Source organism: Variovorax multivorans (assembly GCF_051216835.1).
Classification (GTDB): domain Bacteria; phylum Pseudomonadota; class Gammaproteobacteria; order Burkholderiales; family Burkholderiaceae_C; genus Variovorax.
In genome coordinates, this window is sequence record NZ_JBPJZL010000004.1 from 586,041 (window position 1) to 608,892 (window position 22,852).

Annotated in this window: 21 protein-coding genes, 2 tRNA genes and 1 riboswitch; of the genes, 3 read left to right on the forward strand and 20 right to left on the reverse strand. The window is 66.6% G+C overall.

The window, feature by feature from the left end:
• Nucleotides 1-40: 40 nt before the first annotated feature.
• The 7 genes from ACSFCA_RS13155 to ACSFCA_RS13185 form a co-directional block, all read right to left on the reverse strand.
• Nucleotides 41-116, reverse strand: a tRNA-Asn gene (locus tag ACSFCA_RS13155).
• A 163-nt stretch (nt 117-279) separates the two neighbouring features.
• Nucleotides 280-355: transfer RNA gene (locus ACSFCA_RS13160), tRNA-Asn, on the reverse strand.
• Between the two features lie 49 nt (nt 356-404).
• Nucleotides 405-2,531, reverse strand: a complete 2,127-nt coding sequence (locus ACSFCA_RS13165) for a TonB-dependent siderophore receptor (RefSeq protein WP_435459811.1) — start codon at nt 2,529-2,531, stop codon at nt 405-407.
• A gap of 5 nt (nt 2,532-2,536) precedes the next feature.
• The gene (locus ACSFCA_RS13170) at nt 2,537-3,475 is read right to left on the reverse strand and encodes a thiamine phosphate synthase (protein ID WP_435459812.1); all 939 of its coding nucleotides are present in this window, start codon (nt 3,473-3,475) and stop codon (nt 2,537-2,539) included.
• Entirely contained in the window at nt 3,472-4,284 is an 813-nt protein-coding gene (locus ACSFCA_RS13175) for a thiazole synthase (RefSeq protein ID WP_435459813.1), read from the reverse strand. The genes ACSFCA_RS13170 and ACSFCA_RS13175 overlap by 4 nt, the downstream gene beginning before the upstream one ends.
• A gap of 18 nt (nt 4,285-4,302) precedes the next feature.
• Nucleotides 4,303-4,500: a sulfur carrier protein ThiS gene (thiS, locus tag ACSFCA_RS13180; protein WP_435459814.1), complete on the reverse strand. Its 198-nt coding sequence runs from the start codon at nt 4,498-4,500 to the stop codon at nt 4,303-4,305.
• On the reverse strand, nt 4,497-5,588 hold the full coding sequence (locus tag ACSFCA_RS13185; RefSeq protein WP_435459815.1) for an FAD-dependent oxidoreductase: 1,092 nt from the start codon (nt 5,586-5,588) through the stop codon (nt 4,497-4,499). The genes thiS and ACSFCA_RS13185 overlap by 4 nt, the downstream gene beginning before the upstream one ends.
• A gap of 44 nt (nt 5,589-5,632) precedes the next feature.
• Here ACSFCA_RS13185 and thiD point away from each other — a divergent pair, with 44 nt between their 5' ends.
• Complete coding sequence (thiD, locus tag ACSFCA_RS13190) at nt 5,633-6,487, forward strand: bifunctional hydroxymethylpyrimidine kinase/phosphomethylpyrimidine kinase (RefSeq protein WP_435459816.1); 855 nt, start codon at nt 5,633-5,635, stop codon at nt 6,485-6,487.
• On the opposite strand, the gene ACSFCA_RS13195 is transcribed toward thiD, so the two are convergent.
• Nucleotides 6,426-7,766 (reverse strand): purine-cytosine permease family protein, encoded by a 1,341-nt coding sequence (locus tag ACSFCA_RS13195; protein ID WP_435459817.1) that lies wholly within the window; start codon nt 7,764-7,766, stop codon nt 6,426-6,428. The genes thiD and ACSFCA_RS13195 overlap by 62 nt on opposite strands.
• Nucleotides 7,767-7,842: 76 nt before the next feature.
• A riboswitch (TPP riboswitch) is annotated at nt 7,843-7,943 on the reverse strand.
• A gap of 201 nt (nt 7,944-8,144) precedes the next feature.
• On the opposite strand from ACSFCA_RS13195, the gene ACSFCA_RS13200 reads away from it, so the two are divergent.
• A complete protein-coding gene (locus ACSFCA_RS13200) occupies nt 8,145-10,037 on the forward strand; it encodes an adenylate/guanylate cyclase domain-containing protein (protein ID WP_435459818.1) in 1,893 nt (630 codons plus the stop codon).
• Here the strand turns inward: ACSFCA_RS13200 and ACSFCA_RS13205 are convergent.
• On the reverse strand, nt 10,024-10,758 hold the full coding sequence (locus tag ACSFCA_RS13205; protein ID WP_435459819.1) for a TetR/AcrR family transcriptional regulator C-terminal domain-containing protein: 735 nt from the start codon (nt 10,756-10,758) through the stop codon (nt 10,024-10,026). The genes ACSFCA_RS13200 and ACSFCA_RS13205 overlap by 14 nt on opposite strands.
• Nucleotides 10,759-10,872: 114 nt before the next feature.
• On the opposite strand from ACSFCA_RS13205, the gene ACSFCA_RS13210 reads away from it, so the two are divergent.
• On the forward strand, nt 10,873-12,177 hold the full coding sequence (locus tag ACSFCA_RS13210) for an aspartate aminotransferase family protein (protein ID WP_435459820.1): 1,305 nt from the start codon (nt 10,873-10,875) through the stop codon (nt 12,175-12,177).
• Here the strand turns inward: ACSFCA_RS13210 and ACSFCA_RS13215 are convergent.
• The 11 genes from ACSFCA_RS13215 to gsiC form a co-directional block, all read right to left on the reverse strand.
• The gene (locus tag ACSFCA_RS13215; RefSeq protein WP_435459821.1) at nt 12,174-13,244 is read right to left on the reverse strand and encodes an NAD(P)/FAD-dependent oxidoreductase; all 1,071 of its coding nucleotides are present in this window, start codon (nt 13,242-13,244) and stop codon (nt 12,174-12,176) included. The two genes, ACSFCA_RS13210 and ACSFCA_RS13215, sit on opposite strands and share 4 nt — an antisense overlap.
• Nucleotides 13,202-13,531: a ferredoxin FdxA gene (fdxA, locus tag ACSFCA_RS13220; RefSeq protein WP_056599092.1), complete on the reverse strand. Its 330-nt coding sequence runs from the start codon at nt 13,529-13,531 to the stop codon at nt 13,202-13,204. Before fdxA ends, ACSFCA_RS13215 begins: the two co-directional genes overlap by 43 nt.
• Nucleotides 13,532-13,574: 43 nt before the next feature.
• On the reverse strand, nt 13,575-14,924 hold the full coding sequence (locus ACSFCA_RS13225; RefSeq protein ID WP_258355178.1) for a sulfate adenylyltransferase subunit 1: 1,350 nt from the start codon (nt 14,922-14,924) through the stop codon (nt 13,575-13,577).
• Complete coding sequence (gene cysD / locus ACSFCA_RS13230; protein WP_435459822.1) at nt 14,924-15,865, reverse strand: sulfate adenylyltransferase subunit CysD; 942 nt, start codon at nt 15,863-15,865, stop codon at nt 14,924-14,926. Before cysD ends, ACSFCA_RS13225 begins: the two co-directional genes overlap by 1 nt.
• 55 nt (nt 15,866-15,920) lie before the next feature.
• Complete coding sequence (locus ACSFCA_RS13235) at nt 15,921-16,553, reverse strand: phosphoadenosine phosphosulfate reductase domain-containing protein (protein ID WP_258355177.1); 633 nt, start codon at nt 16,551-16,553, stop codon at nt 15,921-15,923.
• A gap of 21 nt (nt 16,554-16,574) precedes the next feature.
• Entirely contained in the window at nt 16,575-16,970 is a 396-nt protein-coding gene (locus tag ACSFCA_RS13240) for a DUF934 domain-containing protein (RefSeq protein ID WP_435459823.1), read from the reverse strand.
• Nucleotides 16,967-18,745, reverse strand: coding sequence for a nitrite/sulfite reductase (locus tag ACSFCA_RS13245; RefSeq protein WP_258355175.1), 1,779 nt, complete (start codon nt 18,743-18,745; stop codon nt 16,967-16,969). Before ACSFCA_RS13245 ends, ACSFCA_RS13240 begins: the two co-directional genes overlap by 4 nt.
• Nucleotides 18,746-19,048: 303 nt before the next feature.
• Nucleotides 19,049-19,867: a M55 family metallopeptidase gene (locus tag ACSFCA_RS13250; protein ID WP_258355174.1), complete on the reverse strand. Its 819-nt coding sequence runs from the start codon at nt 19,865-19,867 to the stop codon at nt 19,049-19,051.
• Nucleotides 19,868-19,881: 14 nt separating this feature from the next.
• The gene (locus ACSFCA_RS13255; protein WP_435459824.1) at nt 19,882-20,964 is read right to left on the reverse strand and encodes a P1 family peptidase; all 1,083 of its coding nucleotides are present in this window, start codon (nt 20,962-20,964) and stop codon (nt 19,882-19,884) included.
• Nucleotides 20,965-20,982: 18 nt separating this feature from the next.
• Entirely contained in the window at nt 20,983-21,909 is a 927-nt protein-coding gene (gsiD, locus tag ACSFCA_RS13260) for a glutathione ABC transporter permease GsiD (RefSeq protein ID WP_093054511.1), read from the reverse strand.
• Between the two features lie 10 nt (nt 21,910-21,919).
• Nucleotides 21,920-22,840 (reverse strand): glutathione ABC transporter permease GsiC, encoded by a 921-nt coding sequence (gsiC, locus tag ACSFCA_RS13265; RefSeq protein ID WP_435459825.1) that lies wholly within the window; start codon nt 22,838-22,840, stop codon nt 21,920-21,922.
• Nucleotides 22,841-22,852 lie beyond the last annotated feature (12 nt).

Below are 22,852 nucleotides of genomic sequence, written 5' to 3' on the forward strand. Positions count from 1 at the left end.
CCAAAAACAGCGGGCTTTCCAGAGGCCTTGCGGCTTGTATTGGCTCCTCGACCTGGGCTCGAACCAGGGACCTACGGATTAACAGTCCGGCGCTCTACCGACTGAGCTATCGAGGAACAAGCCTTAAATTATATGCAATGGATTTGTCGATCCCGGCTGGCTGGCTGCATTTTTTGCGTCGGTGCGATGACTGCCTGCAACACCTTCGCTACAGCGCAATTGAAAATGCCCCGCTACCTTTTGAGTAGCGGGGCATCCAGTTGCCTTGCGGCTTTTTAGTGGCTCCTCGACCTGGGCTCGAACCAGGGACCTACGGATTAACAGTCCGGCGCTCTACCAACTGAGCTATCGAGGAACAAGCCTTAGATTATAGCGTGCTTTTTTACGGCTTCTCAAGAGTGCGTTCAAAGCGCAACGCTCAGGCCCAGACGCAGCGTGCGCGGCGCACCCGGGAACAGATACACGTGGCTGAACTGGTAGGGCGATTCCTTCCAGTAGCGGCGGTCGAACAGGTTGTCGACGGCCAGCGTCCAGCTTGTGTTCACGCCGCGCAGCTTGGTGTCGTAGCGCAGCACTGCATCGACGCGTGTCCACGAAGGCAGCGTGATCGAGCCGTCGGGCAGCACGTTGCGCCGGCCTTCGTAGGAGAGCTGCCCCGCCACTTCAAGGCCCGGCACCGATGCGACGCGGTATGCGGCCTGCGCACGCAACACTTCCTTGGGCACGTTGGTCGGCGATTGCCCATTGAGCGCCGGATTCGCGGTGCTGCCGCGCCGCTTGGCATCGATCACCGCGACGCTGCCGCCAATGCGCCACGGCCCCTGCACCCATTGAGCACCGGCCTCCAGGCCGCGATGCACCGCGCGCCCGTCGTTGCGCACTTCGCAGTAAGCGCCGCACAGGTCGATGTTGGTCATCGGCCGCGAGATGTCGAACCACGCGACCTGCCAGTTGAATGCCTCGCTGCCGCCCTTCAGGCCCAGTTCCCATTGGCGCGAGGTGAGCGCGGGCAGTGCCTGCCCCGCGTTGCTGTACTGCGAAATCCTGTTCGGCACGACCTGCGACTCGACACCCTTGCCCCAGCTTGCATAGGCCAGCAGCCCCGGCTGGATGGCGTAGCTTGCCGCGATCCACGGCGTGGTCACGTTCTGCTTGTACCCGGTCGGGCTCGAGCCGTCGTTGCCGATGCTGCTGCGGTCGAGCCGCGTGTGGCGCACGCCGAGCCAGGTGATGAAGCGATCGTTCCAACGGATTGCGTCCTGCACCGACAGCTCTGTCGAGCGCTCGTCGCGGTTGGTCTGCGGCGTGGTGGCGTCCGGGTTCGCCGGCACCACAGCCGTGCCCCAGATGTTGCCGGTGCCCGCGTAGTTGTAGGCCTGGTTGTCGAAACGGTTGCGCACGCGGCTTTGCAGCAGGCCGAAGCCGAGCTCGTGCCGCACGCTGCCCGTCATCACGTTGCCCTTGAGGTTGAGGCTGCCCGCGGTCTGCGTGCGCCGCTCGTTGTCGCTGCGGAAGTCATAGACGTCGAAGGTGCCGTCCGAGCAGTAGCGGTCGTAGTTGCCTTCGGCGCTGCAGCCGAAGGCGTAGGCCAGCCGGTCGTCGCTCTTCAGCCGCTGCTGGCCGATCTGTGCGGTCCAGCGCCAGTCGGCGTTCAACGCCTGGCTGAAGCGCACGGTGCCCGTGAGCGCCTTGAACACCGAGGGCTGCGACCACGGCTGGTTGTTGAGGTTGATGCGCGGATCGACCGGCGCCGGCAGCACGCTGCCCAGCAGGCTGTAGCCGGCCTGGCTCGGCTGCGTCTTGCGGCTTTGCTCGATCTCGAACTCCAGCACCGAGTCGCGCGTGATGCGCCAGTCGGCCGCGAGCGAGAACAGGTTGCGGTTGCCGTCGAGGTTGTGCGTCAGCGGCTTGAGGTTTTCGCTCGCCACGTTGAGCCGGTAGCCGAACTGTCGGTCCTCGCCGAAGCGCCCGCCGAGGTCGAGCGCGCCCAGCACGCTGCCGCGGCTCGTCGTCTCGATGCGTACCGTGCGCAGGTCCTGTTCGGTGGGCCGCTTCACGACATAGTTGACCAGCCCGCCCGGCGCGCTGGTGCCGGCCTGGATGCCGCTGGTGCCGCGCAAGATTTCGACGCGCTCCTTGTTGTCGAGCGGAATCGACGTTTCGGCGCTGATCGGCAGGCCTTCGCGCCGGTAGTTGAAACGGTTGTCGAGCACGAAGCCTCGCACCGTGAGGTAGTCCCAGTAGCCCGCGGAGTTGTAGGCGTCGGTGACCGAGGCGTCGAACTGCGTGAGGTCGGCGAGCCGGCGTGCGCCGCTGTCGCGCAGCTGCTTGCTGTCGATCACCGTGGCGGAAATCGGCAGTTCGCGCAACGGCACGTCGCCGAAGCCGCTGATGTCGGCTTGCGGCGCGGCGGCTGCATCGTTGACGGTGACTTCAGGCAGCGCGGCCTGTTGCGCGTGGGCGCTCCAGGCGGTGGCAAGAAAAGCGGCGGCAATGGCGCACGAGAGAGGCGAGAGGGTGTGTTGCTTCATTCTGTTCAGTTGCTGACCGTGGCGGCGCTCATGGCCGTCATCCATTGCGCGGCCGTGGTCTCGGGGTCTTCGGCGGTGACCAGCGCGCGCACCACGGCGATGGAGCCAACGCCGGTGGCCAGCACTTCAGGCAGCCGCACGGCATCGATGCCGCCGATACCGACCTGCGGATAGCCGCGCAGCAGGCGCGCATAGGCGCCAAGCCGGGCCACGCCCTGCGGCGCGGTCGCCATCTTCTTGAGCGTGGTCGGGTACACCGCGCCCATCGCGATGTAGCTCGGGCTTACCTTGTCGGCGCGCACCATCTCGGCATAGCCGTGCGTGCTGACGCCCAGGCGAAGGCCGGAAGCGCGCAATTGCGCCAGTTCGTCGGGCGATAGCGCGTCCAGGTCTTCCTGACCGAGGTGGATGCCGTAGGCGCCGGCCACGATGGCGACCTGCCAGTGGTCGTTGATGAAGAGCAGCGCGCCGGTGCCTTGCACCGCTTCGACGGCCGCCTGCACTTCGCGCTCGATGGCAGCAGCATCGTCGGACTTGAAGCGCAGCTGCACCGTCGGCACGCCGGCACGCGCCATGCGGCCGACCCATTGCGCGTCGGGCAGCACGGCGTACAGGCCGAGCCGTTCGGGGCAGGTCGGAAATGCGTCGTCGCGCGCGGTGGGTGGAAACGGCCGCATGCCGAAGTCTTCGGGCGCGTCGGGCCACAGCGTGGCGTCGAAGTTGCTCAGGCGTTGTGTCTGCGCGCGCCAGGCATGGGCCAGGCATTCGGCATCGATCTCGATGAAGCCGAGGGCCGTGCAGGCCTGCTTGGCGCCACGGTAGACCAGATCGTCCGAAGAGAAGTTCGGTGCACTGATGGGCGCGGATGTGATGGCACCAAAGCGCAGCCCGTGGGCCGCGACGACGGCGTGCGCGATGGCGCGGGAGTCGTTCGTGGTGCTCATGGTGCGTGATGCCAGAAGGGCGTGCCGAGTACGGGTGTGCTGGGTTGCGCGGCGTCCTGCGCGGCCATGGCGCCAGCGCGATAGGCGGTGCGGCCAGCCTGCACCGCGTCGGCGAAAGCGCCGGCCATCGCGACAGGGTCTTGTGCGAGCGCGACGGCCGTGTTGAGCAGCACGCCGTCGTAGCCCCATTCCATCACCTGGCAGGCGTGCGACGGCAAGCCCAGGCCCGCGTCGACCAGCATCGGCACCTTCAGCCGGTCGCGCAGCACCTGCAGCGCATAGGGGTTGACCGGCCCGCGACCGGTGCCGATGGGCGCGGCCCAGGGCATCACCGCGTGGCAGCCGACATCGACCAGCCGCTGGCACAGCACCAGGTCTTCGGTGCAATAGGGCAGCACCTTGAAGCCGTCGCGGATCAGCTGCGACGCGGCATCGACGAGGTTCAGCGTGTCGGGCTGCAGCGTGTAGTCGTCGCCGATCAGCTCGAGCTTGATCCACGGCGTGTCGAACAGCTCGCGCGCCATCTGCGCGGTGGCGATAACTTCCTGCACGCTGTGGCAGCCGGCGGTGTTGGGCAGCACTGGCACGTCGAGCTTGCGCAACAGCTCCCAGAAGCCGTTGCCGAGATCGCTGTTTCCCGAGCCCTGGCTGGCCGTCTGGCGGCGCAGCGATGCGGTCAGCATCGCGGGCCTTGCTCGCTTCACGGCGGCTTCGAGCAAGTCGGGCGAGGGGTAGCGCGCGGTGCCGAGCAACAGGCGGCTCTGGAAGGTTTCGCCGTAGAGCACCAATGGGTCGTTCGTGGTCGTCATGTTCTTTGTCTCCATCATTCAGCCGCCCGTCACGGGGCGGATCACTTCGATGCGGTCGTCGGACTGCAGTGCGCGCGCGGCATACGCCGAGCGCGGCACGAACTCGCGGTTCACGGCCACCGCGAAGGGAGGCGTGGCGTTCAGCGCGGCCAACGCATCGGTGAGCGTGGCGTGCTCGGGTAGCACGAAAGGCTTGTCGTTGATCAGGATGTTCATGTGTCGGAGGTCTCCATGCCGAAGCTCCTTGCGAGGGCTGCGTGGCCCTGCGTGAGCAGCTCCATCGCGGCGTCGAGCAGCGCGGGCGCGATCATGAAACCGTGGCGGTACAGGCCGTTGATCTGCAGTACGCGCGGCTGCGGCTGGCGGATGGCGGGCAGGTTGTCGGGCAGCGTGGGTCGGCACTGAGTGGCGATCTCGACGATGCGCGCTTCGGCGAAGCCGCTGTGCACGGCATAGGCGGCGCTCAGCAGTTCGAGCGTGGAGCGCACGCTGGCGGGCGACATGTCTTCAGACTCGATCTCGGTCGCGCCGATCACGAACAGGTTGCCGGGCTTGGGCGCAATGTAGAGCGGGTAGCGCGGGTGAACGAGGCGGGTGGGGCGCTGCAGGCTCACTTCGGGCGCATGCACGCGGATGACTTCGCCGCGCACGCCGCGCAATGCGCTCCACTGGGGCTTGGCGCCGAGGCCGCGGCAGTCGATCACCCAGTCGGGCTGGCCCGTCGTGCCGGGCGAAAAGTCTGATGGTGCGTGCGGCGATTGCCAGTGCAGCGTGACACGAGGGTTGTCTTGCAGCGTCGCAAGAAGCGACGCCAACAGCGCGCGGTTGTCGAGCTGGCCTTCGCCCGGCAGGAACACGCCCTGCGCAAAGCGCTGGCCCAGCGAAGGCTCCAGCGCTGTGATGGCCGGGCCGTCGAGCGTCTGCATCGGCGCGAGTTCAGGCACCTGCGTGCCGGTGCTGGCGAGCACGCGTGCAAGCCGCGCTGCTTCGGCGCTGTCCTGCCGATGCCAGAGCACCAGCGTGCCTTCGCGCTGGAAGAACACAGGTTGCGCCAGCGAGGCCAGCAGTTCGGGCCAGCGCGAGAGCGCGTGCTGCCCCATGCGCACGACCGACGCCGGCGCCACGGCCGATTCAGCAAGCGGCGCAAGCATGGCGGCTGCCACACGTGCTGCAGCGCCTCCGGCATCGGGGCCGCCGGCTTCGAACACGTCGACCTTGCAGCCGGCCTGCGCGAGCGTTACCGCCATCAGCCGGCCCATGAGGCCCGCGCCGAGGATGGCGGCCGATTGAAAAGGAAGGCTCACAGCCGTGCTCCTTCGCATTGCCGATACCGCCGATAATTTTCGGCATGACCCAAGGACCTACCCAGCGCTACGCACGCGTGCTCTCCATCGCCGGCTCCGACAGCGGCGGCGGTGCCGGCATCCAGGCCGATCTCAAGACCTTCGCTGCCCTCGGCTGCTACGGCATGACGGCCATCACCGCGCTCACCGCGCAGAACACGCTCGGCGTTTCGGGCATTCACGGCGTGCCGCCCGATTTCCTCAAGGCGCAGATCCAGGCCGTGGTGGAAGACATCGGCGTCGATGCCGTCAAGCTCGGCATGCTGCATGCGCCCGAGGTGGTGGAAGTGGTGGCCTGGGCCATCGACCGCTACCAGCTGAAGAACGTGGTGCTCGACCCTGTGATGGTCGCCACCAGCGGCGACCGCCTGATCGCAGCCGAGACGGTGCAGGTGCTGGTGCGCGAACTGTTCCCGCGCGCCGTGGTCGTCACGCCCAATCTCGACGAAGCCGCCTTGCTGATCGGCCATGCCATCGATGGCGTCGATGCGCTCGATGGCGCGGCAAACGAGTTGCTCGCACTCGGCGCGAAGGCCGTGTTGCTCAAGGGCGGTCATTTGCCGGGCGACGAAGTGGTCGACGTGCTCCTGCAATCGGGCGGCGAAAGAAGGCGGCTGGCCTCCAGGCGCATTGCCAGCCGCAACCTGCACGGCACGGGATGCACGCTGTCGTCCGCCATTGCCGCGCACCTTGCGTTGGGTGCGGCGCTGCCCGAGGCGGTCGAACGGGCGCGTGCCTACATCCTCGGCGCGATGGCTGCCGGTGCGGATGTGAAGATCGGCGCGGGTCATGGCCCCCTCAACCACGGCTTTGCGCCAGTTCCGACGCACCGCCTGCCGTTGTCAGCTTCGGCCGGCTGAGCCAGGCCAGAACGAAGGTCGCCGCCAGCGTCGGCAGGGCAGAGCCGAACTGCGGCGCCCACTTGGCGAGCGCGTGGTACGCCGCGATGCCCGCGATCCAGATCAGCGCCGCACCGAGATCGATCTGGCGCGTGCCGGCCGGCGACACAGACTGGCCGCTGCCCAGCCGCCCGATGATCACGCCGTACAGCGGCACGAACACTGAGCTGAGCAGCAGCAGGAAGGGCTCCAGCGTGTGCATCGGCAGTACCAGCGCCAATGCGATGCACAGCGCGGCCAGCAGCAGGCCCCAGCGCTTCACGCTCCAGCGCGGCAGCAGGCTGTGCGTGGAGACCGAGCCCGAATAGACATCGCCATACGCGTTGTCGAGCTCGTCGATCAGGATCAGGCCCAGCGCCACCAGCCCGCCCTGCGCCAGCAGCAGCGCGGTGACGAGGCTCACGCCGGGCTCGGCCACGCTCACCACCATCACGCCCAATGCGTAGCACCAGATGTTCGCCAGCGCATAGCCGATCCAGGTGCCGCTGAACGCGCTGCCCAGCCCTCCGGCATTACGTTTGCCATGTCGCGCGTAGTCGGCCACCAGCGGCAGCCACGACACCGGCATCGCAATCACGAGGTCGAGCGCGCTGAACATGCCCATCGTGCCGTCGCCCAGGCGCGCCCAGAAGGCGTCCAGGCCCTTGGCCTGAAGCCGCGTCGCGAATTGCCATGTGAGCCAGATCAGCGACAGCACCACCAGCGGCAGGCCGAAGCGGCTCACGAAGCGCCGCACCAGCCTGACCATCGAACCCGCGAGCAGCGCCAGCAGCACCGCGCCCCACAGCAGCGTGGTCAGCACGCCGCCCCAGGCGGTGCCAAGCGAGGGGCCGACCACCGACTGGCCGATGGCCTGCGTGCCTTCCCGCATGATGACCAGCTCGAAGGTGGTCCAGCCCACCAGCTGCACGATGTTGAGCAGTACCGGCAGCCGCGCGAAGGCGCTGCCGTAGGTGGCGTGCATCAGGCCGGCGCTGGCCAGGCCGCTCTCGCAGCCCAGTCGCGCGGTCCAGGCCAGCAGACCGGCGCCGACGCAGGAGCCCAGCACGATGGCAATGACCGCATCGCGCGTGCCCACAGCCGGCACCAGGTAGGCGCCGATCTGCATCACCAGCAGGCCCACGCCGAGGCTGAACCAGAGCGAAGCATGGTCGTGCCAGCCAAACACGCGCTGGGACGCGGGCAGCGGCGTCAGCGCCTCGTTCGAGACGATCGCGTCGTTGTTGTTGTCGTTTGCCATCCATTTGCTCCAGTGCAAAAGGTTTGGCAGGTGGGCGGGGCCCCAGTGGCGCAGCCATCACGCGAGAGAACGTGAGAGGCCACCGGACCAGCTTCCCTGCGCGAGGATTACCTCAATCAGGTTCAAAGGGACTTTCTCAGCCGGACGGCAAGCCGCCCAACACCCCTAGCAAGTACGCCGCGAGGAACCCACGGCGCGGGCCGGAGTTTATCCCCTGCGGGGAAGTCGCAACAGCATGCGTGCCTTTGCGAGGAAGGGAAAACCCGTAGAACGTGCGCAGGCCACGAGAGAATCGGCGCCCAAAGAAGAACTGCCAATCAAAGAAACGGGAGCGCGCGCCGATAAGCGAGCAGGAACAAGAAATGAAGAAAGACTTGCATGGCAGATAGGGATTTCGCTGGCTCCGGCCTGCGCCGCTTCAGGGTCGACGTAGGCACCATCATCTGCGCCGTCGCGCTGTTGCAGTCGCTGCTGCTGGTGGCATTCGGCTACTGGGCCGCGGAGAAGCTGGTGTCCAGGGTGGGCACGGCCTCGCACAAGATCAACCACGACCGGGTCGAGGACAACGTGCTCGCCTTCCTCGCCAAGACCGAGGGAGTCATCCGCTCGATCGCCGACTCGCCCAGCGTGCACGCCACCGGCGAAGATGGCGAACAGACCGCCGAAATGCTCTGGACCATGCTCGAGCAGACCCCCGAGCTCGATAGCATCAACGTGGCCACCGACGACGGGCATGTGCTGATGGCCGTGCGCTACCCGACCCCGGCCATCCGGCAGGTTCTGCGCGGCCCCGACTTCAGCACTGAAACCTGGCAGTACAAGCGCTCGCCCGACGCCGAGGGCGGCGATGCGAAACAGCGCTTCGCTACGACGGCCATCTCGGCCTACCGCAGCGACTTCGATCCCGAAAAGCGCACTTGGTATCGCGAGGCTATGAAGGCGCACGGACCCGTGTGGACCCAGCCTTTCCTGATGAGCGACTCACGGGAGCTCGCAATCGGCCATTCATTGCCCAGCGCACGTGTCGACGACGAGGGTCACACACGCCAGCTGGTAATCGACGGCAACGTGTCGCTGGGGCATCTGTCGAAGCTCGTGCGCATCTTCGGCGCGCTGGGGACCGGCGAGAGCGCCTTGCTGAGCTCCGACCATCACGTGATTGCGCGCAGCGACCACCCCGACCCCGTGCGCCGGCTGGAATCGCCCGACAGCGGCGTGCTCGGCGCCCTACATGCACACATGCTCGCCGCCAGCACGGCGGACGGCGCTGACGACATGGCTTTTTCCATCGAGCACGAAGGGCGCCGCTATCTCGTACAGACGTCGCACATACCGCACACCAGGTGGCAACTTGTCAGCTGGGAGCCCGAAGAGCTACTACTGGGCGGCCTGCAGCGCATGGTGCTGTGGTCATTGCTTCTGACACTGAGCTTTCTCGGCATCGCGCTGTTCATCTCGCTGCGGCTGTCGAAGCTCGTGACCCAGCCGATCGAAAACCTCGCGCTCGTCGCGCGCCGCATCGGGCGGCTGGAGCTCGACAACCTGCCGCTCGAGCCGAGCCGGGTGCTGGAGATCCAGCATCTGAACCAGGCGTTGGACGAATCGGCGCGCAGCCTGCAGGCCTTTCGCAAGTTCGTGCCGGTGGACATCATCCGCCAGCTCGTTGCCGAGGGCCACGCGCTGGCGCCCAGCGGCTCGCCGCGCCGCATCACCGCGATGTTCACTGACGTGGAGGGCTTCACCACCATCTCCGAATCGATGGAAGCCGATGTGCTCGTGAGGCAATTGACCGAGTACTTCAACCTGGCGGCCGGCATCTTTGCGCGGCATGGCGGCGTGGTCGACAAGTTCATGGGCGACGGCATCATGGTGTTGTGGGGCGCGCCCTCCGATCTGGAAGATGCGGAATACCGGGCCTGCATCGCGGCGCTCGAACTGCATGCCGAAATGGACGTGCTCAACGGCAAGTGGCGTGACGAAGGCCTGCACGAATTCCGCACGCGCGTAGGCATCCACACCGGGCACGTGATCGCCGGCGTGCTCGGGTCGAGCAACCGGCTGTCTTACACCGCCATCGGTGATGCGATCAACGCGGCAAGCCGCATCGAGGGCGCCAACAAGGAACTGGGCACGCGCACGCTGATCTCGGAGACGACATTCGAGGGACTGGGCGGGCGGCTCGCCACGCGCCGCATCGAGGAGATGGCCGAGCTGCGCGGCAGGCAGACGCGTATGGTGCTGTACGAGCTGCTGGGGCCTAGGCAGCCCTGACCCTGCGCGCGAACGCCTCCAGCCCGTCGATGGTGATCTGGATGTGCCGCTCGAAGCTGCTGTCGAGCGGCACGGTGGTGCCGTTGTCCCATCGCAGGATGAAGGCCTTGTTGGCCAGTTGCGCCAGGTTGCGCGTGAGCACCGGGTGGTCGAGCGGGCGAATCGTGTGCACGCGCTCGCGCAGCTCCTCGGCCCAGGCCTGGGTGTTGTCCACGGGCAGGGGCGAGAACTCCATCGTCAGGAAGCCCAGCATCGCCGCGATCACGCAGTTGTAGGCCTCCAGCAGCGGCTCGCCCTCGAAGCCGGCCTCGGTCAGCGCCGCCAGCACGCCCTCGACCAGCTCGATCGGCAGGCTGCCGTTCGACACCAGCTGCGCGCCCAGCAGTTGCGCCACGTTGGGGTGGCGCCGCACCGCGGTGCGGCAGCGGCGGAACAGTTCGGCGATCCATGCCTGCCAGGCGAGCTTGCCGGGCGGCGGAGTGACTTCGGCCATGACGGTGGCGGCTACCGCGGCCAGCAGTGCCTCGCGCGTGCTCACGTGCCAGTGCACCGTGGCCGGATAGACGTCGAGCCGCGCCGCGACCTCGCGCATGCTGAAGGCGCCTAGGCCGAATTCGTCGATCTGCGCCAGTGCGACTTCGGCGATGCGCTGTTTCGTCAGGGCGCCGCCGCCAGCGGGGCGGCCGGCCGTGCGGGGCTTGGGAGGCGATTTCTTCGTCATGGTTGCGGGCATTGTGCTGCAGGTTGATTGACGGTATAAATAATATTAATTGATCACTGACTAATAAATTGCGCTGCAAGCGACGATCGCATCACCACCCGAAGGACATCCGCCATGACCCATGCCGCCATCGACCAGGCCCTTGCCGGGGCCCACCAGCGCTTCACCGAGAGCAACCCCGCCAGCCACCGCCAGTTCGAGGAGCAAGCGCGCTACATGCCTGGCGCCAACAGCCGTTCGGTGCTGTTCTACGCGCCGTTTCCGCTGACCATCGCGAAGGGCGAGGGGGCCGCGCTATGGGACGCCGACGGCCATCGCTATGCCGACTTCATCGCCGAGTACACGGCCGGCGTCTACGGCCACTCCGCGCCCGAGATCCGTGAAGCCGTCACCGAGGCGATGCAAAGCGGCATCAACCTCACGGGCCACAACCTGCTCGAAGGCCGGCTGGCAAGGCTCATCTGCGAGCGCTTTCCGCAGATCGAGCAATTGCGCTTCACCAACTCGGGCACCGAGGCGAACCTGATGGCGCTGACTGCCGCGCTGCACTTTACGGGGCGTCGCAAGATCGTGGTGTTTGCGGGCGGCTATCACGGCGGCGTGCTGGGCTTCGGCGCAAAGCCGCTGCCGACGACGGTGCCGTTCGACTTTCTCGTGTTGCCCTACAACGATGCGCAGACGGCGCGCGAGCAGATCGAGAAGCACGGCGCCGAGATCGCCGCAGTTCTGCTCGAGCCGATGCAGGGCGCGAGTGGCTGCATTCCGGGGCGCCTCGACTTCCTGCAAGCACTGCGTGAATCGGCCACGCGCGTCGGCGCGCTGCTGGTTTTCGACGAGGTGATGACCTCGCGCCTGGCGCCGCACGGGCTGGCAAACAAGCTGGGCATCCGCTCGGACCTCACCACGCTGGGCAAGTACATCGGCGGCGGCATGTCCTTCGGCGCTTTCGGAGGGCGTGCCGACGTGATGGCGCTGTTCGACCCGCGCACCGGGTCGCTGGCCCACTCGGGTACCTTCAACAACAACGTGCTGACGATGGCCGCCGGTTACGCAGGCCTCACCAAGCTGTTCACGCCCGAGGCAGCCGGTGCGCTGGCAGAGCGGGGCGATGCAATGAGGGTGAGGCTCAATGCGCTGTGCGCGAAAGAGGGCGTCGCGATGCAGTTCACCGGGCTGGGCTCGCTGATGAACGCGCATTTCGTGGCTGGCGAGGTGCGCAGCATCGACGATCTGACTCCAGTCGATGGGCGCCTGCGCCAGCTGCTTTTTTTCCACCTGCTGAGCGAAGGCATCTACACCTCGCCGCGCGGCTTCGTCGTGCTGTCGCTGCCGTTGACGGATGCGGATATCGACCGCTACGTTGCCGCCATCGGCAGCTTCATCGGCGAATACCGGGCGCTGCTGCCCGGTGCGCGTTAACGGGAGCCGGAGACGCCCAGCAGCTCGTGCAGCCGCGTGCTGGTGGTCGTGTACTGCAGCGGCACAGCCTTGCCCGGGAACACGATGGCCGTGGCGCCCCAGGCGGCCAGTGTGGCCTCGTGGAAGCCGCAGACGATGAGCTTCTTCTTGCCCGGATAGGTGTTGATGTCGCCCACCGCGAACACGCCGCGCTCGCGGGTTTCGTACTTCTCGGTGTCGACTGGCACCTGCTTGCGCTCCAACTCCAGGCCCCAATCGGCGATGGGGCCGAGGCGCGGCGAGATGCCGAGACAGGCGATCAGCGCGTCGAGCGGCAGATCGACAGTCGTTGCGTCAGGCGTGGTGATCTGCAGTTGCTTGCCGTCGAAGGTGGTGGGCTGGCCGACCTTGAAGGCCAGCTTGCCCGCGGCCACGAGGGCGCGCATGGCCGAAATATTGGCCTCATCGGCCTGGAAGCCATCGCGCCGATGGACCAGCGTGACCTGCTTCGCCGTGGCCGTGAGCGCAATGGCGGTTTCCAGCGCGATGTCGTCGCCGCCGTTCACCACCACCGTCTGCCCGGCAAAGCGGTCCAGCGAATCGGGGTGATAGAAGAGCGAGCTGCCTTCGAACTGCGCAATGCCTTCGACTGCGATGCGCTTGGGCACGAAGGCCCCGACACCGGCGGCAATGAACACCGTCTTCGCAAGGAACGCCTTGCCGGCCGAAGTAGTCAGCAGCAAACGCTCGTCAGCCTGGCGCTCCAGCGTGGCAACCTGCTCGCCGAAATGAAACTGCGGCTTGAACGGCGCCACCTGCTGCAACAGCGACTGCGCCAGGTCGCGCCCGCTGGTCACGGGCGTGCCGGGAATGTCGTAGATCGGCTTGTCGCCATACAGCGCCACGCACTGGCCGCCCGCGGCGGGCAGTGCGTCGACGATATGGCAGGAGATTTCGAGCAGGCCCAGCTGGAAGGCCTGAAACAGCCCCACGGGGCCGGCACCGACGATCAGGGCGTCGGTTTCGATGGGGGTAGCCAAGGTGCTCAGCGCACCAGCTCCCCGATCTTGTCCGTCTTGTCTTTCCACTCTTCGGCGTCAGGCAGGGCGGGCTTGCGCTTGGTGATGCTCTTCCAGCCGTCGGCCAGCGCCAGCTCGGCGTTGATCTTGATGAAGGCGATCTGGTTGGCCGGCAGGTCTTCCTCGGCGTAGATCGCGTTGACCGGGCATTCGGGGATGCAGACTGCGCAGTCGATGCATTCATCCGGGTCGATCACCAGCATGTTGGGACCTTCGCGGAAGCAGTCGACGGGGCAAACGTCCACGCAGTCGGTGTATTTGCAACGGATGCAGGCTTCGGAGACGACGTGAGTCATTTGTCTTTTAACGTCAGTGTGAGATCGGGGGAAACCCGAGATTTTAGGCCTTTGCGGCGGCGGGCTGCACAAGCACGGCAGCAGCGGTCTTGTGGGAGGCGGTATCGACCAGCACCAGGGAGCCCAGCGCACGCGATTGCGTGAAGGGCAGCACGGCCAGCGGCTGCTGCAATGCCAGCACCACGTCGCCAATGGCATTGGCTTCCAGCTGCGTCGCGGGCTCCGATTCGAGCGTCGTGATATTCACGCGATCGACGATGCGCGCCACCTTGGCCTTGACCCAGCGGTGGCCCTGCAGCGCCCAGTACACGCGGCCCGCGACCAGCGGCTCGTCGTCGAGCCAGGCCACGGTGGCGGTGATCTCGCGCACTGGCTCGAAGGCGCCGGGCGCCAGCAGCCAATCGCCGCGCGACACATCGACCTCGCGGTCGAGCACGATGCCGGCGCTGTGGCCCGCATGCACCGCCTTCGGCTGGCGCGTGTGGCTCAGCACCTGCGCGACCGTGGCGGTCTGGTTGCTCGGCAGCACGGTCACGCGCTGGCCGGGTTCCACATGGCCTGAGGCGACGCGGCCCCAGAACACGCGGCGGCCCTGCGAGGTGTCGGCGGAAGAAGAGAACTTCTCGACCCACTGCACCGGGAAGGCGAAAGGCACGTCCTCGTCCTGTGCCGTGACGGGCAGCTCTTCGAGCAGCTCGAGCAGGCTCGGGCCTTCGTAGCCGACCCAGTCGGCATGGCGCGTGGCCACATTCCAGCCCTTGAGCGCCGAGATCGGCACGATGCCTGCCACCTGCACGCCGGCCGCTTCGGCAAAGGCGTTCAGCGCGGTCGAGATGCGTTCGAAGGCGAGGCCGGCGTCGTCGATGGCGTCGAGCTTGTTGATTGCGAACACGATCGACTGCACACGCAGCAGATGGCACAGCAGCGTGTGGCGGCGCGTCTGCGGCAGCAGTTCGCGCTTGACCACGGTGCCGTCTTCCACTTCGGCAGCCCAGGCCAGCTTGGTCGCATCGACCAGCACCACGGCGGCGTCGGCGGCCGAGGCGGCCGTGACCATGTTGCGCGTGTACTGCTCATGGCCCGGCGCGTCGCCGATGATGAACTTGCGCTTGGCGGTCGAGAAGTAGCGATACGCCACGTCAATCGTGATGCCTTGCTCGCGCTCGGCCGAGAGACCATCGGTCAGCAGGGCAAGGTCGGTTTCGCCGCCGCGCTGCACGCCGGCCAGCTGGTCTTGCAGCACGGTCTTGCTGTCGACCAGCAGGCGGCCGATGAGCGTGCTCTTTCCGTCGTCGACAGAGCCGCAGGTGATGAAGCGCAGGGCGGTGCCGGTGTCGCCATGCACATTGGCGGTAGCGGTGTTCACAGGGGTAGCAGTCGTCGTCGCGCTCATCAGAAGTAACCGTCTTTCTTGCGTTTTTCCATGGATGCTTCGGAGGTCATGTCGTCCATCCGGGTAGCGCCGCGTTCGCTGACATCGACCGACAGCGTCTCCAGCACCACATCACCCGCGTCGGCCGCGAGGCTCTCGACCGGGCAGGTGGTCGTGATGTCGCCCACGGTGCGAAAGCGCACGTCGCGCACCTGCACCGTTTCGCCGTCGCGCGGCGGCGTGAGTTCGGTCACCGGCACCAGCAGGCCGCGGCGTTCCACCACTTCGCGCTTGTGCGTGTAGTAGATCGACGGCAGGCCGACATGCTCGCGCTCGATGTATTGCCACACGTCGAGTTCGGTCCAGTTCGAGATCGGGAACACGCGGAAGTGTTCGCCCGGAGCGAGCCGGGTGTTGAACAGCGTCCACAGCTCGGGGCGCTGGTCCTTGGGCTGCCATTGGCCGAAGCTGTCGCGGTGCGAAAAGATGCGTTCCTTGGCGCGCGCCTTTTCCTCGTCGCGGCGGGCGCCGCCAATCAGCGCGTCGAAGCGGAATTCTTCGATCGCCTCGAGCAGCGTCACCGACTGGTGCGCGTTGCGCGACTCGCCCGGATGGGCCAGGCGCACGGTGCCGCGCTTCATTGAATCTTCGACGCTGCGCACGATCAGCTCGGCGCCCAGTTCCTTCGCGCGCTGGTCGCGGTAGGCCGTTACTTCGGGGAAGTTGTGGCCGGTGTCGATCATCAGCAGCGGGTAGGGAATGCGGCCGACGCCGAAGGCCCTTTCCGCGCACTTCAGCAGCACCAGCGAGTCCTTGCCGCCCGAGAACAGCAGGGTGGGGCGCTCGAAGGCGGCCGCCACTTCGCGCAGGATGAAGATGGTTTCTTCCTCCAGCGCATCGAGGTGCGTGTTGGACAGGTGCGCCGGCGACAGCAGCAGTTCGGTTTCGGTACGGGCGTTCATCGGATGAGGTGCTGGGTGCGGATGATCAGTGAGGCGTTGGGTGAGCCGTTGGCTCTCAGTGCGAGAGATGCAATCCGCACTCGCGGTTGTCTTCGCCCTTGGTCGGGTCCACGTAGTCGAAGTTGTTCGGCAGGCCGTGCGCCTCGCAGTACTCGTACAACTCCTTGGAAGACCAGTGCAGCAGCGGCGCGACCTTGATCAGGCCATCGGGATTGACGCTGACCGGGTCCATCTGCGCGCGCACGGCCGTGTCGGTGGCCCGAAGTGCGGTGAACCAGACCTTCGGCGCCGTCTCGCGCAATGCGCGGGCAAAGGGCTCCAGCTTCACTTCTTCAGTGAAGGCGGCATGGCGCGGATCGTCGAGCGCCGGGGTCGGGCCCTCGACTGCTTCGCGATGTGCACGCGAGCGGCGCGGCAGGTAGATGTGCAGGTCCAGGCCCAGCTGCTTCGTCACCTCGTCGGCAAAGCGGTAGGTGGCCTCGGTGTTGTAGCCGTTGTCCATCCAGACCACGGGAACATTCCGCTTTGCGCGCGTGACCATGTGCAGGATCACGGCCTCGAAAGGGCGGAAGTTGGTGGTGATGATCGCGGGCTGGCCCAGGCCGATCGCCCAGTCCACCAGGCCTTCGGCGTTGCGGCCGAGCTCGGTGTTGATGCGTGCGAAGTCGATGTCCGTGGCAATGCTCATGTCGAAGGTTCCCATTCGCTCTCAGTTGCCGGCCGCGAAGTGCGGCGCGGTCTGCACTGCGTCGCCCTGGTAGAAGGCGGCAAAGCGGTCGAACTGGCGCTGCGCGTCGGAGGCGTCAACGCCTTCCTTGAGCACGGCGCTGGAGAAGCCGGTGCGTTCCATTTGCACCAATTGGTCGATCAGCACGTCGCCGGTGGCGCGGATGTCGCCCGTGAAACCGAGGCGGCGGCGCAGCAGGAAGGCCTGGCTGTAGGCGCGGCCATCGGTGAACTTCGGAAAGTTCAGGTCGATGCGCTCGATATCGGCCAGGCACACCTCGATGGCGAGCGGGTCGGCATCGTTGGCGAGTTGCAGCACCTTCGGGTCGCCGTCGTCGATGTGTTCCTCTGCGGAAAGGATGTTGAGCTTCTTGTTCATGCTGCTTCCTCCACCTTGAAACGCGCACCGTTGGCGGCGGCCTTGAACGGGTCCGGGCCCACGCGGCGCAGCGTGTCGATGAAGTTCTCGCCGCTTTCGCGGGTGTCGCGGTAGGTGGTGAGCACGGCCTCGATCACGCCCGGCACTTCGGCCGCCGAGAACGAGGGGCCGACAGCCTTGCCGGCCTGCGGCGTGCCGCTGAGCGCGGAGCCGTCGGAGCCGCCGAGGGTGACCTGGTACCACTCCTTGCCGTCCTTGTCGACGCCAAGAATGCCGATGTGGCCGCTGTGGTGGTGGCCGCACGAGTTGATGCAGCCGCTGATGTGCAGATCGATCTCGCCAAGGTCGTCGAGCTCGTCGAGGTCTTGATAACGCTCGGTGATGGCTTCCGCGATGGGAATGGAGCGCGCATTGGCCAGCGCGCAGAAGTCGCCGCCGGGGCAGGCGATCATGTCCGTCAGCAGGTGCACGTTGGCGCTGGCGAGGCCGGCGGCGCGGGCGGCGAGCCACAGCGCGTGCAGGTCTTCGGCATGCACCCAGGGCAGCACCACGTTCTGGTCGTGCGTCACGCGGGCTTCGCCGGCCGAAAAGCGGTCGGCCAGTTGGGCGAGCGTGTCGAGCTGGTCGGCCGATGCATCGCCGGGCGCCTGCTTCAGGCGCTTGAACGACAGCGTGACGGCGCGCAGCGCAGGGTTCTTGTGCGGCGCCACGTTGCGGGCGAGCCAGCGGGCAAACTGCACGTCGTCTGCGGCGTGGGCGCGCAGTTCGGCGTCGGTCTTCTCGGCGCTTTGCAGCACGCGGGTGGCCAGCGTCGGCGGCACGAAGGAGGCGGCCACGCGGTCGTACTCTTCCTGCGTGATGGTGTGCGGCGCGCCGTCATGTTCGAGGATCTGCTTGTACTCGGCGTCCACGTCGTCGATGTAGCGCTGGCCTTCGGCCTTCACCAGAATCTTGATGCGCGCCTTGTAGATGTTGTCGCGGCGGCCATAGCGGTTGTAGACCCGGATCACCGCTTCGAGGTAATTCATGATCTGCTGCCACGGCAGGAACTCGCGCAGCACGGTGCCGATGATGGGCGTGCGGCCCATGCCGCCACCCACCTGCACGCGAAAGCCGATTTCGCCGGCTTCGTTCTTCACCACGTGCAGGCCCACGTCGTGCCAGCCGGTGGCGGCGCGGTCTTCGGTGGCGCCCGTGATGGCGATCTTGAACTTGCGCGGCAAGAACGCGAACTCGGGGTGCAGCGTGCTCCACTGGCGCATGATTTCCGCGAACGGGCGCGGATCTGCGATTTCGTCGACGGCAATGCCGGCACGCTCATCGCTCGTGATGTTGCGGATGCAATTGCCGCTGGTCTGGATGCCGTGCATGTCGACCGAAGCCAGCAGGTCCATCACGTCGGCCGATTTGGCCAGCGGAATCCAGTTGTACTGGACGTTCTGGCGCGTCGAGAAGTGGGCGTAGTGGGTTGGGAGCTTGTGGCTGCCGAGCAGGCCCTGCGTTTCGATGGCCTTCTTGTAGACCTCGGCTTCGGGCTCGTCGTATTCGCGGGCGATGCGGGCCAGCACGCGAATCTGGCGGCTCGAGAGCTCACCGTAAGGCACGGCCACGCGCAGCATCGGCGCGTAGCGCTGCACGTACCAGCCGTTTTGCAGCCGCAGGGGGCGGAACTCGTCTTCGGCGAGCTTGCCCTTTTGCCAGCGCTCCAGCTGGTCGCGGAATTGGGCAGCCCGCTGGTGGACGAACTGGCGATCGAATTCTGTGTATTGGTACATCGTGCGTGCGTATGTCTTGAAGTGCGGTGCGTCCAGCGCCCCAGCAAGAAGCCGAGATTCTGAAAGCCCGCCTTATGGAAACAAACTATTTTTTGGTTCGCGCTTTATGCGGATAAGCTTATTCGCCAGCATCCATGCGGGTTGCGGGACGGTTTGATGCTTATTCCGGATAAGGCGAGATGGCCGGAAAAGAGTTGCCGGACCCGGGAATTCTAGGAACCGGACAAGGCCCGGATGGGCGAGCGGGTTCCTGGCCGCGCGGCCATCCGCTTCGCCATGCAGGCCTGAAGAGGGGCTGGCGCGTCAGCGCAGCATCGAAGACATCGCCGAGCAGCAGTTCAGCATGCGCACTGCCGCTTCCACCGTATCGGCCGTGAAGCGCAGCGTGACGCCATCGATGCGCTCGAAGGTCGGCCACTGGCAGAACAGGTCGGCCAGCGCGGGCGACTGGGTGCGCAGCGTCACGGTCTGCGGGCCCTTGAAAACGAGCGGTTTCGCGTTCGAACGCGCGGCCAGCGCTTCTTCCACCCCCGCACGAATCGCCCGGCGCGACTGCTCGGGCGACAGCGAAATGCCGCTGGTGCAGCCCGTGGCCTTCTTGGTCTCGACGAAGGTGGCGTGCGGAAAGAGTGGCCGGTTCTCGGCGATGAACACGTCGTCGCCGCTGCCCATCACCACCGGTGCGCCGTATTCCCCGGCCAGTGCGCCATAGAGCCCGGCCTCGCCCAGTTCCTGCCCGCCGAGCGAGATGCCGGCAAAGGCAAAGCTGTTGATCGTGTGCGCCAGGATGCCGCGCCCCTGCGCGCGCGAGTGGTAGCCGACCATGCAGACAGCGTCCACGCCTTCTTCCACGCCCGCCACCATGCTCAGGTAGCGCGGCTTGCCCTGCACGACGCGGGCACGCGCATCGAGCAGGTCGGGCGGCATGTTGCGAAAGCCGCCGTGCGAGTCGTTCACCAGCACCTCGGTGGCGCCTGCGTCGAAGGCGCCGGCAATCGCTGCGTTGGCTTCCTGCGTCATCAGCAGGCGCGCGCGTTCGAACTCGGGGTTGCCCGGGCGCACCTGCTCGGAGTGATAGACGCCGGCGACGCCTTCGATGTCGGTGGAGATCAGGACTTTCATGGAGCGGCTCGCAGTCAGGCGTGGGTAGAAAGAAGGGCGGAGGCGGGCAGCACGTCGCCCAGCGCGGCGCGGTGGTTGCCGTCGCGCCCGGTGACAGGCGTTGCGCGCCACAGGGCATGGATGATCGCTTGCTCGGTGCTGTCGGCCGCGGCCTGGAACAGCCCGTCGAGCAGCCCGTCGTGCAGCATCGCCACGGCCGGCATCGGTCGCTCGACGCGGTCGGGCACCGTGTAGGCGGTGGAAAAGGCCAGCACGATGTCGCCGCTGCCATGCCCGAAGACCGAGCCCGTGCGGGCCAGCCCGGCACCCGCGCGCAGCGCCAGGCGGCGCAACTGGCGAGCGTCGAGCGGCGCGTCGGTGGCCACCACGATGATGATCGAGCCCTTCTCGGCCTCGTCCACCGCCGGCAGGCTGCGCGCGGCCTGAAGCTTCGCGAGCCGGTCGCCTACCGAATGCCCGGCCAGCACCAGTTGCGGTTGGCGTCCGTAGTTCGCCAGCACCAGTGCGCCTACGGTGTGGCAGCCGCCTTCGCGAGCGGACACCCGCCGTGATGCGCTACCGATGCCACCTTTGAGCTGGAAGCTCGACATGCCGCGCCCCGCGCCGACCGAGCCCTGCTCGAAGTCGACGCCGGCATCAGCCAGCGCCTGCAGGTAGTCGGCCTCGGTCACGGCCATGCGCTGGATGTCGTTCAGAAAGCCGTCGTTGCACTCGAACACCAGCGGGTTGACCGTGGGCAGCGTGCGTCCGCTCTCGGGGTTGTCGGCCACGCAATGGCGGATCTGCGCCGTGGCCACCGTGCCGACCGAGAAAGTGTTGGTCAGCGCAATCGGCGTTTCGAGCACGCCGAGCTCGGCCACCTGCACCAGACCCACGCTCTTGCCGAAGCCGTTGAGCACTACGGCAGCGGCCGGCACCTTGTCGCGGAACGGGTCGCCGGCATGGGGCCGGATCACCGTCACGCCCGTTTGCACGGGGCCGTCGCTGAGCGTCTGGTGGCCCACGGTGACGCCCGCGACGTCGGTGATGGTGTTGCGTTCGCCCTGGAGCAGGTTGCCGATGAAGGGGAGAGGGGCTTGCTGCTTGCTGGAAGACATGAAGGAGAAGAACGGAAATTACTGGCGGTCGATCTTCGGATCGAGCGCGTCGCGCAGTGCATCGCCCAGCAGGTTGAAGGCGAGCACGGTGAAGAAGATGGCCAGGCTGGGGAACAGCGCCACGTGCGGCGAGGTCACCATGTCGGCGCGGGCTTCGCTGAGCATCGCGCCCCATTCGGGCGTTGGCGGCTGCGCGCCCATGCCCAGGAACGACAGGCTGGCGGCCGTGATGATCGAGGTGCCCACGCGCATCGAGAAATACACCACGATCGACGAGATGGTGCCCGGCAGGATGTGCCGCACGATGATGGTCCAGTCTGAAGCGCCGATGCTGCGCTCGGCCTCGATGTAGGTCTGCTGCTTCAGCACCAGCGTGTTGCCGCGCACGAGACGCGCGAACGCCGGCACGCTGAACACCGACACAGCCACCACCACGTTGGTCATGCTGCTGCCCAGGATGGCGACCACGCCCAGCGCCAGCAGGATGCCGGGAAAGGCGAACAGCACGTCAGAGACGCGCATCACGATGCGGTCCCACCAGCCTTCGTAGTAGCCCGCCAGCAGGCCGAAGGCCGTGCCGACGAAGCCGCCCACCAGCACTGAAAGAAAGCCCGCCATCAGCGAGATGCGCGCACCCATCAGGATGCGGCTGAAGATGTCGCGGCCCAGTGGATCGACGCCGAACCAGTGCGTGGCCGAAGGCCCCGTGTTCAGCATGTCGTAGTCGAAGAAGTTCTCCGCGTCGAAGGGCACGATCCACGGCGCGAACACCGCGACGAACACCAGCAGCAGCACGAAGAGCGCGGCAACGATGCCCACCGGCTGCTTCTTGAAGCGGCGCCAGCATTCGCCCCAGGGCGTGCGGACCTTGCCCGCGATCTGGACGGCCGCGACAGGTGTCGTGGGAATGAGGGTTTCGGCAGGCACGCCGGAAGCTTGCGTCATGGCTGCTTGCTCACTTGTAGCGAATGGTCGGGTTGATGTAGCCATAGAGCACATCCACCACCAGGTTGATCAGGATGAATTCGAGCGAGAACAGCAGCACCAGCGTCTGGATGACGGGGTAGTCGCGCATCTGCACGGCATCGACCAGCAGGCGGCCGAGGCCGGGCCAGTTGAACACCGCCTCCACGAGGATGGAGCCGCCCAGCAGGAAGCCGAACTGCAGGCCCATCATGGTGACCACCGGAATCAGCGCATTGCGCAGCGTGTGCTTGAACACCACGCTGGATTCGCGCACGCCCTTGGCGCGCGCGGTGCGCACGAAGTCTTCCTGGATCACCTCGACGAACGAGGCCCGCGTGAAGCGCGCCATCACGGCGGCCACGGCCGCGCCCAGCGTGATCGAGGGCAGGATGTAGTGTTTCCAGGTGCTGGCGCCCACAGTGGGCAGCCAGCCGAGCTGTACCGAGAAGATCTGCATCAGCAGCATGCCCAGGGCAAAAGCGGGAAAAGAGATGCCCGACACGGCCAGCGTCATGCCCAGCCGGTCAGGCCATTTGTTGCGGTACACCGCCGAGACGATGCCGATGCCCATGCCGAAGATCACCGCCCACACCATGCTGGTGATGGTCAGCATCACCGTCGGGAAGAAGCGCTCGCCGATCTCCATCGACACCGGCCGCCGCGTGCGGATCGAGGTGCCGAAGTCGCCTTGCAGCATGTGGGTGAAGAAGCTCACGAACTGCTGCGGCAGCGGCTTGTCGAGCCCGAGCTCCGCGCGGACCATGGCCACTGTCTGCTCGTCGGCCTCCTGGCCGGCGGCAAGGCGCGCCGGGTCGCCGGGCAGCATGTGGACGAACAGGAACACCAGCACCGCCACGATGAGCAGCGTGGGGATCAGGCCCAACAGTCGTTTGAGAAAGTAATTCAGCATGGGGTGCAGGCG